Raw genomic sequence first — 11,596 nt, forward strand, 5'->3', positions numbered from 1 at the left:
GTGGGCACCATGGCCGGACACCGGCAGTCCAGGAAGCGCAGACACATCACCTGGGCGGTGGTGGGCGCCGCCGTCGTCGCGGGGGCCGGCCTCGCCGCGCAGACCTCCATGGCCGCCACCACCTGGCCGGCCCAGAAGACCTTCACCGGGCGGGCGTTCGACGCCTGCACCGCGCCCTCGCTGTCCGCCATGAAGGCATGGCACACCGGCTTCTACGGCGCCGCCGCCGTCTACGTGGGCGGCAAGAACCGCGGCTGCGCCCAGCCCAACCTCACCGCGTCCTGGGTGAAGTCGGTCGGCTCCCTCGGCTGGAAGATCGTCCCCCTCTACGTCGGCGCCCAGCCGCCCTGCCGGACCGGCTCCGACCCGGAGAAGATCACCGCCGCCAACGCCGCGAGCCTCGGCACGCAGGACGCCGACGACGCGGTCGCCAAGGCCGCCGCCCTCGGCATGAAGGCGGGCAGCCCCGTCTACCTCGACATGGAGGGGTACGACACCGCGAACACGGCGTGCGACACCGCCGTACTGACGTATGTGCGCGCGTTCGACAAGCAGCTGCACGCCAAGACGTACCGCGCCGGGTTCTACGGCTTCACCAGCTCCAGCGCCAGGGCGATCACCACCGCCGCCGACAAGACGGACCTGCCGGGCAACCTCTGGTACGCGCTGTACGACAAGCAGAACACCACGACCGCGGACTGGCCGTGGGGCGCCCGGCAGTACACCGGGCACAGCCGCGGCCACCAGTACATGGTCAACAGCAAGGAGACGCACGGCGGGGTCACGCTCACCGTGGACCGCGACGCGTGGGACGGCCCGGTCGCGATCACGGGCTGAGCGGCGAACTCGCGGGGGCGCGGCGGTGCCCGAAGCCGCGGTGAATCGTTGGTCGAATGGGTTGGCCGGAGCAGCGCCACTGCCTACCATCGATCACCGCAAGACCTTGTGCGCCCGCCCGCCGCCCGACCACCACCCCTGGCGGAGGCGCTGGCGCGCCGCACCTGTCCTTGCAATCTCCCCTTGGAGGTCTCCTTGCACCGCCGCCGTCGCACCGCGCTCGTCCTCACCGCCGCGATCGCCGCCGCGGCCCCCCTGCTGACCGCCTGCGGAAACGGCGCGCACCCGGGCGCGGCGGCCGTCGTCGGAGGACAGCGGATCACCGTCGCGCAGCTGGAGAACCGGGTCGGCGAGGTCCGCGACGCCCAGCGGGCCGCGGTGCCCGACCAGGGCCAGTACCAGCAGGTGCTCGCCCAGACCAGCAGCCTCACCCGCGACACCCTGCACAACATGGTCCTGGACCAGGTCATCCACCGGGCCGCGCGGGACGAGGGCGTCTCGGTCACCCGCAAGGAGGTCCAGCAGCTGCGCGCGAGCCTGGAGCAGCAGACGGGCGGCGCCAAGGGCCTGCGGACCACCTGGCTCCAGAAGTACGGCATCGCCCCCGCGCACCTGGACGAGAACCTCCGCCTCCAGCTGGAGGCGCAGAAGCTCGCGGCCCGGCTCGGCACCGACACCACCCAGCCCGCCTTCTGGAAGGCCCTCGCCAAGGCGTCCGGGGAACTGCACATCGACGTCAACCCGCGCTACGGCACCTGGGACGTGCAGAAGAGCAGCCGGACGGACGCGAAGACGCCCTGGGTGCGGGAGGTCACCTCGGTGTCGTCCGGCCAGCCGGTCACGGCGTAGGGCGACGCGGGCCGCTGGCCGCGGGTCGGCGACGGCGGAAGTCGTACGATCACACGACCCGGGTGCCCCTGTGGACAACCGAATCCGCTCGTCGCGGCGGTGGGTTACTTTCGGATCGTGAACGCATCCAGCCCCACCGCCGGCCCCGGCCGCATCGTCCTCCTCACCACCAGCCACCGCGTCGCCCCCGGCCTGCTGTCCTGGCCCGCGTGGCGGGCGCTGCGCGCCGCCGACGCCGTGCTGTGCGCGGACGGCGCCCATCCGCAGCTGCCGTATCTGCGGGAGGCCGGTATAGAGGTGTCCGAGGCGGCGCCCGCGGCGCAGGAGCTGATCGACGCCTGCGCCGGCGGGCGCACGGTGGTGGTCGTGGCGACGGGCGAGGGGGAGCCCGCCCTCACCGACGGCCTGGCCCGGCTGGCCGGCTCCGGCCGGGTCCGGATGCCCGAGCTGGAGCTGCTGCCCGCCTCGTACGACCTGCCCGGCGCCCGGCTGCTGGACCTCGTCCAGGTCATGGACCGCATCCGCGTCGAATGCCCCTGGTCCTCCCGGCAGACCCACGAGGGCCTGGCCAAGTACGGCATCGAGGAGTCGTACGAACTGGTCGAGGCGATCGAGGCCGGCGACCGCGAGGAGCTGCGCGAGGAGCTGGGCGACGTCCTGCTCCAGGTCGTCTTCCACTCCCGGATCGCCGAGGAGCACCCGGAGACACCGTTCTCCATCGACGACGTGGCGGGCGGCATCGTCGCCAAGCTCGTCCACCGCCACCCCCATGTCTTCGGCGACGCGGTGGCGGAGACCCCCGAGGACGTCAAGGCGCACTGGCTGCGCACCAAGGCCGAGGAGAAGCGCCGCACCTCGGTCACCGAGGGCATCCCGCTCGGCCAGCCCGGCCTCGCCCTCGCCGCCAAACTCGCCTCCCGCGCCCGCGTCGCCGGCCTCGACGTCCCCCTCCCCGAGGGCGACGACATCGGCTACACCCTCCTCGCCCTCGCCGCCCGCACCGAAGCCGCCGGCACCGACCCCGAGACCGCCCTGCGCGCCGCGGCCCGGACGTACCGGGACGCGATACGGAAGGCGGAGGGGTTGCCGGATACCGTCGGGGAGTGACCGACCAGCTTCCCCCCGATGACACCGTTCCCGCCGCTCCCGAGCTGTTCACCTGGGAGTTCGCCGCCGACCCCTACCCGGCGTACGCGTGGCTGCGTGAGCACGCGCCCGTGCGGCGGACCCGGTTGCCCAGCGGAGTGGAGGCATGGCTGGTCACGCGGTACGCGGACGCCCGCCAGGCGCTCGCCGACCAGCGGCTCAGCAAGAACCCGGCGCATCACGACGAGCCCGAGCACGCCAGGGGCAAGACCGGCATCCCGGGCGAGCGCAAGGCCGAGCTGATGACGCACCTGCTGAACATCGACCCGCCGGACCACACCCGGCTGCGGCGGCTGGTCAGCAAGGCGTTCACCCCTCGCCGGGTCGCCGAGTTCGCGGACCGGGTGCAGGAGCTGACCGACGACCTCATCGACCGGTTCGCCGAGCGCGGCTCGGCCGACCTCATCCACGAGTTCGCCTTCCCGCTCCCCATCTACGCCATCTGCGACCTGCTCGGCGTCCCGCGCGAGGACCAGGACGACTTCCGGGACTGGGCGGGCATGATGATCCGGCACGGGGGAGGGCCCCGGGGCGGTGTCGCCCGGTCGGTGAAGAAGATGCGCGGCTACCTCGCCGAGCTGATCCACAAGAAGCGCGAGGCGCTGCCCGCCGAGCCCGCGCCCGGCGAGGACCTGATCTCCGGCCTCATCCGCGCCTCCGACCACGGCGAGCACCTCACCGAGAACGAGGCCGCGGCGATGGCCTTCATCCTTCTGTTCGCCGGCTTCGAGACCACCGTCAACCTGATCGGCAACGGCACCTACGCCCTGCTCACCCACCCCGAACAGCGCCACCGCCTCCAGGAAGCCCTCGCCCGCGGCGACGAGGAGCTGCTCGCGACCGGGGTGGAGGAGCTGCTGCGCTACGACGGCCCGGTGGAGCTGGCCACCTGGCGCTTCGCCACCGAGCCGCTCACCGTCGGCGGCCAGGACATCGCGCCCGGCGATCCGGTGCTCGTCGTCCTGGCCGCCGCCGACCGGGACCCGGAGCGGTTCGAGGACCCGGACACCCTGGACCTCGGCCGGCGGGACAACCAGCACCTCGGGTACGGACACGGCATCCACTACTGCCTGGGCGCCCCGCTCGCCCGCCTGGAGGGGCAGACCGCGCTGGCCACCCTGCTGACCCGGCTGCCCGACCTGCGGCTCGCCGCCGAACCGGACGAACTGCGCTGGCGCGGCGGGCTCATCATGCGGGGCCTGCGCACCCTGCCGGTGGAGTTCACCCCGCCCGCTCGGTAGCCCGGCCCGCGAACCGGTAGCCCCGCCCGCTCGGTAGCCCGGCCCGCGAACCGGTAGCCCCGCCCGCTCAGTAGTCCAGGCCCGCGGACCAGTCGCCCCGGCCGCCCGGGGTCAGGTCGAGCAGATGCCAGACGGGGTTGAGGAGGTCGATGCCGCGCTGGTCGATGTCCTCGGCCATCCGCGGGTGCGCCGAGTAGAAGTGCCGGACCGTGCCGTCCGCGTCCCGGGTGAAGACCGAGACGGTCGAGTCCTGGACGCCGTCCTCGTCCTCGCTGCCCAGGTCGTACTTGAAGGTGCTGTCCCCGGCGCCGAGCAGCCGCAGCCGGGACCAGCCGCGGGCGCGGGCGTGCCCGCGCAGGGCGGGCAGGCCGGCGGCGGCCACCACCGCCAGGTCGGCGTTGCGCGCGACCTGGTGGGCGACGCCGTCGAAGCCGTCGATCCACAGGGTGCACATCGGGCAGGGGTCGGACTGCCGTTTGCCGTACATGAAGTGGTAGACGAGCAGGGGCCGCTCCGGGCCGCCGGTGAACAGTTCGCTCAGGCGAACCTCACGCACGGGCGCGTCGCCCGCGTCGAGGTCGGCGGGGCCCTCCAGGAACACGTAGTCGTCGACCTCGGCCCCCGGTGGCAGCGACCGGCGCAGGGCCGCGACCCGTTCGCGCTCGCGCATCAGCTCGATCTCGGCGCGGCGCAGCTCCTCGCGGGCGGCGAGGTACTCCGCGGACTCACCGTGCAACCGGGTGTGCCGCATCTTGTGTCCTCCTGGGTGAACAGCCCCCCGGAATCGGGTCGGTTCCATGGTTCCGTGAGCCCCGCGCCCCGGGGGCGAGGCGCCGCCGTGCCCGACGGGTGAAACGGGACGTGACGGAGCGGAGGGGCGGACGTTCAGTTCTGTGATCTTCGCGTTATCCGCGCGGCATGAACTTGTGACAAGTGATCGTGTGCCGCTACCTTCACCCCTCAGCGCGGCGACCGGCACCACCCGCCGCGCCGGTCCCCGCCGTCGCACGAAAGGCTTCCGCATGATTTCCGGGAACGGTCGTCACCGCCGCCCCCGTCAGGCTCCGGCCCTCCTCGTCGCGGCCGGTGTGACCGGCTCCGCCATCGCCATCCCGCTGCTCGGCGCCGCAAGCGCCCACGCGGCCGACGGCACCACCTGGGACAAGGTCGCCAACTGCGAGAGCGGCGGCGCCTGGAGCGCCGACCCCGGCAACGGGTACTACGGCGGCCTCCAGATATCCCAGGACGACTGGGTCGCCCACGGCGGCACGCAGTACGCCTCCTCCGCCGACCAGGCCAGCCGCTCGCAGCAGATCGCCGTGGCCGAGAAGATCCTCAAGGACAAGGGCACCTCGCCCTGGGCCACCTGCGCCCTGCTGTCCGGACTGACCTCGAACTCCGGTTCCGTGAGCGTCGACCCGGGCGTCGGCGGCGGCGGCAGCGGCGGCAGCGGCCAGGACGGCGGCACGACCGACCCGTCCGGCCTGCCCGACTCCTCCACCCCGGCCGGCACCCAGAGCGGCGACCAGAACGGCAATGGCGACGGCACCGCAACCGGCACGGGCTCCGGCAAGGACTCCGGCTCCGGGAAGGGCTCCACCGACCCGTCCGGCTCCGCCGGCCCCTCCACCTCGCCGAGCCACGGCTCCGGCAAGCAGAGCGGCAAGCACGCGAGCCCGAAGCCGGGCAAGCACACCGGCACCTCCGGCACCGGCACCTCCGGCACCGGCACGCCCACCCCGGACCCGTCCGACCCGGCCTCGTCCGATCCCTCCGTGCCGGGCACGCCGTCCACGCCCGCCGACGGCTCCGCGACGCCCGCGCCGTCCACCGGCACCCCGGACAACCCCCGGCAGACCGTCGGCTCTTGGAACCTAGTCGACACCGGGGCCCTCACCGGCGGACGCCACCGCGGCGGCGACGCGGACGAAAGCACGGCAAACGGGCAGAACGACTCCGCCTCCGGCCGGCACGCCTCCCGCGAGCCGGGCAGCTACACCGTCCGCGAGGGCGACTCGCTGAGCGCCATCGCCGACTCCCTTGACGTGCACGGCGGATGGCACACGCTCTACTCCGTGAACAAGAAGGTCGTGGGCGCCGACCCGAATCACATCACCGCCGGTCAGACCCTGAAAGTCAGTGACGAAACGGGCGCGGACCAGGGCTAGTTGACGCCCCACTTGATCGGTAAATGTCCGATTTGGTGAAAGTGTGGGATGAGTCTCAGAAGCCTTGATCGTCTTTGAAATTCCGCGGATCACGTGGCTACGGTCGAGGCCGCTCGTCACCACGAGCCCCGGCGGCCGCAACGCCGAATCCTGCCAGCGGCTGCCCGGGAACAGTCGTCGCGTCATGCGCCGCAGGCAGGAGCGGGGGACCCAAGGTAAGTGCCGGGCCCGGCAGTTGATGCCGGACCGGCTTGGGGTGAAGCCACGCCTCCACGGGGAGGGGTGGCCGGGCAACTCAACCGGCCCGAACCCGACAGCTCACCTCGCAGGCGTCGGTGAGGGGATCGTTCCATGCTGTTTTCCGGCAAGGGCAAGCACCGTCGTCCGTCCAAGGCCGTCCGCGTCGTCACGCTCGCCGGTGTCACCGGTGCCGCTGTCGCCGCCCCGCTGATGGCCACCGGCACCGCCTCCGCCGCCACCGACTCCCAGTGGGACGCGGTCGCGCAGTGCGAGTCCGGCGGCAACTGGTCCATCAACACCGGCAACGGTTACTACGGCGGTATCCAGTTCTCCGCCTCGACCTGGGCCGCGTACGGCGGCACCGCCTACGCGTCGAGCGCCGACCAGGCCACCAAGTCGCAGCAGATCGCCATCGGCGAGAAGGTTCTCGCCGCGCAGGGCAAGGGTGCCTGGCCGGTCTGCGGCAAGGGTCTGAGCAGCACCCCGAACGGCGGCTCCGCCGGGGCGAGCACCCCGTCGGACAGCACCGCCACCCGCTCCACGGACGAGCAGGCCGCCACGCGCTCCACGCAGCGCACCACCCCGGCGCCGTCCAAGTCCACGAGCACCTCCTCCGGCTCGTCCGCGAGCAAGACCGTCACCACCCCGACCGGCAAGAAGGTCAAGAAGGGTGACGGCGAGTACAAGGTGGTCAAGGGCGACACCCTCAGCTCCATCGCGACCGCGCACCACGTGGCCGGCGGCTGGAAGAAGCTGTTCGACCTGAACAAGGACATCGTGGACAACGCCGACCTGATCTACCCGGGCCAGCAGCTCCACCTGAAGTAGTCCGACCCAAGGGGGTACGGCCTCCGGTGCCGTACCCCAAGGGTCCGCCCGTCCCCGAGGGTCCGCCCGTCCCCGAGGGTCCGCCCGTCCCCGAGGGTCCGCCCGTCCCGAGGGTCCGCCCGTCCCCGAGGGTCCGCCCGTCCCCGAGGGTCCGCCCGTCCCCGAGGGTCCGCCCGTCCCCAAGGGTCCGCCCGTCCCCAAGGGTCCGCCCGTCCCCAAGAGGCCGCCCCGCCCCCAAGGGCCCACCCCCCAAGGGCCCACCCGTCCCCACGGGTGCGGGAGCCTCCCCCGAGGCGCCCGCGGACCCCTCCGCGACGAGCCCCGAGAACCCGGCCCCCGGCGACCGGCCCCCAACGGCCCAGGGGCCCGCATCCCCCCACGGTTCTCCCGGGGCACCCGCCCCCAAGCACCCCACCCCGGCGCGCTTTCCCCCGTTCGCGCCGGGGTGGGGTCTTGTGTTTTCCCGGACTTCAGCGGGGTCTCATCCGCCAACCCCTTTGTTCCGGTGCTGAACAATGGGTACCGTCTGCATGTCCCCGTCGCCCACCAGACGGTCGGTCGGTGGCCGGCGACCCCGGGACGGTTAGGCTCTAGTCGCAAGGCGCAGCCGCACGGCCGCCGCCCCGCACTTCCAGCGTCACATCCAAGAAGGAGATGCTCGTGCCGTCCATCGACGTCGTCGTAGCCCGGGAAATCCTGGACTCCCGAGGCAACCCCACGGTCGAGGTCGAGGTCGGCCTCGACGACGGCAGCACCGGTCGTGCCGCCGTCCCGTCCGGCGCCTCCACCGGCGCCTTCGAGGCCATCGAGCTTCGCGACGGTGACCCCAACCGCTACCTGGGCAAGGGTGTCGAGAAGGCCGTCCTCGCCGTCATCGAGCAGATCGGCCCGGAGCTGGTCGGCTACGACGCCACCGAGCAGCGCCTGATCGACCAGGCCATGTTCGACCTGGACGCCACCGACAACAAGGGCTCGCTGGGCGCCAACGCCATCCTCGGCGTCTCCCTGGCCGTCGCGCACGCCGCCTCCGAGGCGTCGGACCTGCCGCTCTTCCGCTACCTGGGCGGCCCCAACGCGCACCTGCTGCCGGTGCCGATGATGAACATCCTGAACGGCGGCTCGCACGCCGACTCGAACGTGGACATCCAGGAGTTCATGATCGCCCCGATCGGCGCGGAGTCCTTCTCCGAGGCGCTGCGCTGGGGTGCCGAGGTCTACCACACCCTCAAGAAGGTCCTGAAGAACAAGGGCCTGGCCACCGGTCTCGGCGACGAGGGCGGCTTCGCCCCGAACCTCGGCTCCAACCGCGAGGCCCTGGACCTGATCCTCGAGGCCATCAAGGAAGCCGGCTACACGCCCGGCGAGCAGATCGCCCTCGCCCTCGACGTCGCCGCCTCCGAGTTCTACAAGGACGGCACGTACCTCTTCGAGGGCAAGGAGCGCTCCGCCGCCGAGATGACGGAGTACTACGAGGAGCTGGTGGCGGCCTACCCGCTGGTCTCCCTCGAGGACCCGCTGTTCGAGGACGACTGGAGCGGCTGGAAGGTCCTCACCGACCGCCTCGGCGACAAGGTCCAGATCGTCGGCGACGACCTCTTCGTCACCAACCCCGAGCGCCTGGCCCGCGGCATCGAGGAGGGCTCCGCCAACGCCCTGCTCGTCAAGGTCAACCAGATCGGCTCGCTGACCGAGACCCTGGACGCCGTCGAGCTGGCCCAGCGCAACGGCTTCAAGTGCATGATGTCCCACCGCTCCGGCGAGACCGAGGACGTCACCATCGCCGACCTGGCCGTCGCCACCAACTGCGGCCAGATCAAGACCGGCGCCCCGGCCCGCTCCGAGCGCGTCGCCAAGTACAACCAGCTGCTGCGCATCGAGGAGATCCTCGACGACGCCGCGGTGTACGCCGGCCGCAGCGCCTTCCCGCGGTTCCGCTCCGCGAACCAGTAGCCACGGCAGGGGCTAAGTCGCTGGTCCACCCCGGACCACCTCTTGGCCAGTCGTACGTACGTCCCCGTACCCGGTCCCGTACCGTGTCCGGGGACGTACGCACGTGTGCGACCGCCCGAAGAGGGCGTGAAAGGGGAGGCGGAGAGCCGACATGGCCGCAAGGGACCGGGACCGTTTCTCCACCGCGACCAGGCTGCGGCTGCTCGGCGAGCAGACGGCGGCCCGGGTCTACCGCTCGCAGACCAAGCGGCAGGCACGCCGCTCCCGGCTGACCGGCCGCGCCGCGCTGCTCGCGCTGGTGCTGTGCTCGCTGGTGGTCGCGCTCGCCTACCCGATGCGGCAGTACGTCTCGCAGCGTGCCCAGATCTCCGACCTCCAGCGGCAGCAGGCCGACGCCCGCGAGCGCGTCGAACAGCTGCGCGACCTCAAGGCGCGCTGGCAGGACGACGCCTATGCGGAGCAGCAGATCCGCAAACGTCTGCACTACGTGATGCCCGGCGAAACCGGGTACGTGGTGGTCGACCCGGGCGCGGCCCGGCAGTCCCGCACCGATCTCAAGGCCGCCCACCGGCCCTGGTACACGAACATCTGGGACGGGGTCGACAAGTCCGACGCCTCCGACCAGTGACCGGCCCCGGCCGGTGACGCACAGAAAGCCACTCTGAAAGCAGTCATGGAAACCCCTCCGCCGCCCACCCCGCGCACCGAGCCCACCGACGCGGACGTCGAGGCGTTCAAGCAGCAGCTCGGCCGCCCGCCGCGGGGCCTGCGCGCCATCGCACACCGCTGCCCGTGCGGTCAGCCGGACGTCGTGGAGACGGCGCCGCGCCTGCCCGACGGCACCCCCTTCCCGACGCTGTACTACCTGACGTGCCCCAAGGCCGCCTCGGCCATCGGCACGCTGGAGGCCAACGGCGTCATGAAGGAGATGACCGAGCGCCTGCAGAGCGACCCGGAGCTGGCCGCCGCCTACCGGGCCGCGCACGAGGACTACATCCGGCGCCGGGACGAGATCGAGGTCCTGGCGGGCTTCCCGAGCGCGGGCGGCATGCCGGACCGGGTCAAGTGCCTGCACGTCCTGGTCGGCCACTCGCTGGCCGCGGGGCCCGGCGTCAACCCGCTCGGCGACGAGGCGATCGCGATGCTGCCGGAGTGGTGGCGCAAGGGCGCGTGCGTGACGCTCGCGCAGGAGCCCGAGGGGGCGGCGCAGTGACCCGGGTCGCCGCGATCGACTGCGGTACGAACTCCATCCGGCTGCTGGTCGCGGACGCCGACCCGGCGACCGGCGAACTGGTCGACCTGGACCGCCGGATGACGATCGTGCGGCTCGGCCAGGGCGTCGACCGCACCGGCCGGCTCGCCCCCGAGGCGCTGGAGCGCACCTTCGCCGCGTGCCGCGCGTACGCCGCGATCATCAAGGAGCACGGCGCCGAGCGGCTGCGCTTCGTCGCCACCTCCGCCTCCCGGGACGCGGAGAACCGCGACGACTTCGTGCGCGGGGTGCTGGACATCCTCGGCGTGGAGCCGGAGGTCATCACCGGCGACCAGGAGGCCGAGTTCTCCTTCATCGGCGCGACCCGGGAGCTGAGCGGCCGTACGGATCTCGCCACGCCCTATCTGGTGGTGGACATCGGCGGCGGCTCCACCGAGTTCGTCGTCGGCGACGACCGGGTGCGGGCCGCGCGCTCCGTGGACGTCGGCTGCGTGCGGATGACCGAGCGGCACCTGGTGCACGGCGGCGAGGTCTCCGATCCGCCCACCGAGGAGCAGATCGCCGCGATCCGCGCCGACATCGAGGCCGCGCTGGACCTGGCCGAGCAGGCCGTCCCGCTGCGCGAGGCGCGCACCCTGGTCGGCCTCGCCGGCTCGGTCACCACGGTCTCCGCGATCGCCCAGGACCTGCCGGAGTACGACTCCGCGCGCATCCACCACTCCCGCGTCCCGCGCGCCCGCGTCCGCGAGATCACCGAGCACCTGCTGCACTCCACCCACGCCGAACGCGCCACCATCCCCGCCATGCACCCGGGCCGGGTCGACGTCATCGGCGCGGGCGCCCTGGTGCTGCTCGCGATCATGGAGCGCACGGGCGCCGAGGAGGTCGTCGTCAGCGAGCACGACATCCTCGACGGCATCGCCTGGTCGGTGGCGTAGCTCTCTTTTGTTACCCGTCGGTAGCGTCCGGCTGAGCAGGCCGGATAACGTTTGAGCGTCTTCGAGGGGCCCCCAGGGGCCCCTCGTTCACACCCCGGCGGAAACCTTCGTGAAGTTCTTCACAAGGAAATGGGTCCGGACCCCTCCCCGAAGGGGGCCACTTGGCCCTTCCGGGGGGTCAAAACC

Annotated in this window: 11 protein-coding genes and 1 riboswitch; of the genes, 10 read left to right on the top strand and 1 reads right to left on the bottom strand. The window is 72.4% G+C overall.

What is annotated here, in order from left to right:
- The first annotated feature begins 9 nt into the window (after window positions 1–9).
- The 4 genes from GHR20_RS21475 (at window position 10) to GHR20_RS21490 (ending at window position 4,073) form a co-directional block, all read left to right on the top strand.
- Window positions 10–837 carry a glycoside hydrolase domain-containing protein gene (locus GHR20_RS21475; protein WP_153814107.1) on the top strand — a complete coding sequence of 276 codons (828 nt, stop codon included), beginning with the start codon at window positions 10–12 and terminating at the stop codon, window positions 835–837.
- A 195-nt stretch (window positions 838–1,032) separates the two neighbouring features.
- Window positions 1,033–1,686 (top strand): SurA N-terminal domain-containing protein, encoded by a 654-nt coding sequence (locus tag GHR20_RS21480; RefSeq protein WP_148027128.1) that lies wholly within the window; start codon window positions 1,033–1,035, stop codon window positions 1,684–1,686.
- 117 nt (window positions 1,687–1,803) lie between these two features.
- Complete coding sequence (locus GHR20_RS21485; RefSeq protein ID WP_153814108.1) at window positions 1,804–2,793, top strand: nucleoside triphosphate pyrophosphohydrolase; 990 nt, start codon at window positions 1,804–1,806, stop codon at window positions 2,791–2,793.
- Entirely contained in the window at window positions 2,790–4,073 is a 1,284-nt protein-coding gene (locus tag GHR20_RS21490; protein WP_153814109.1) for a cytochrome P450, read from the top strand. The genes GHR20_RS21485 and GHR20_RS21490 overlap by 4 nt, the downstream gene beginning before the upstream one ends.
- A 67-nt stretch (window positions 4,074–4,140) precedes the next feature.
- On the opposite strand, the gene GHR20_RS21495 is transcribed toward GHR20_RS21490, so the two are convergent.
- Window positions 4,141–4,824 (bottom strand): DUF899 family protein, encoded by a 684-nt coding sequence (locus GHR20_RS21495; RefSeq protein ID WP_153814110.1) that lies wholly within the window; start codon window positions 4,822–4,824, stop codon window positions 4,141–4,143.
- A 271-nt stretch (window positions 4,825–5,095) separates the two neighbouring features.
- Between GHR20_RS21495 and GHR20_RS21500 the strand changes: the two genes are divergently transcribed.
- From GHR20_RS21500 to GHR20_RS21525, 6 genes are all read left to right on the top strand, one after another.
- A complete protein-coding gene (locus tag GHR20_RS21500) occupies window positions 5,096–6,241 on the top strand; it encodes a transglycosylase family protein (RefSeq protein WP_153814111.1) in 1,146 nt (381 codons plus the stop codon).
- Between the two features lie 177 nt (window positions 6,242–6,418).
- Window positions 6,419–6,588, top strand: a riboswitch (cyclic di-AMP (ydaO/yuaA leader).
- Window positions 6,589–6,592: 4 nt separating this feature from the next.
- A complete protein-coding gene (locus GHR20_RS21505; protein ID WP_111585941.1) occupies window positions 6,593–7,309 on the top strand; it encodes a transglycosylase family protein in 717 nt (238 codons plus the stop codon).
- A 660-nt stretch (window positions 7,310–7,969) separates the two neighbouring features.
- Window positions 7,970–9,259, top strand: a complete 1,290-nt coding sequence (gene eno, locus GHR20_RS21510) for a phosphopyruvate hydratase (RefSeq protein ID WP_148027055.1) — start codon at window positions 7,970–7,972, stop codon at window positions 9,257–9,259.
- A gap of 151 nt (window positions 9,260–9,410) precedes the next feature.
- A complete protein-coding gene (locus GHR20_RS21515; protein WP_111585940.1) occupies window positions 9,411–9,887 on the top strand; it encodes a septum formation initiator family protein in 477 nt (158 codons plus the stop codon).
- Between the two features lie 45 nt (window positions 9,888–9,932).
- Window positions 9,933–10,472: a DUF501 domain-containing protein gene (locus GHR20_RS21520; protein ID WP_148027056.1), complete on the top strand. Its 540-nt coding sequence runs from the start codon at window positions 9,933–9,935 to the stop codon at window positions 10,470–10,472.
- Entirely contained in the window at window positions 10,469–11,410 is a 942-nt protein-coding gene (locus GHR20_RS21525; RefSeq protein ID WP_111585938.1) for a Ppx/GppA phosphatase family protein, read from the top strand. Before GHR20_RS21520 ends, GHR20_RS21525 begins: the two co-directional genes overlap by 4 nt.
- Window positions 11,411–11,596 lie beyond the last annotated feature (186 nt).

The organism is Streptomyces sp. SUK 48, assembly GCF_009650765.1.
Taxonomy (GTDB): domain Bacteria; phylum Actinomycetota; class Actinomycetes; order Streptomycetales; family Streptomycetaceae; genus Streptomyces.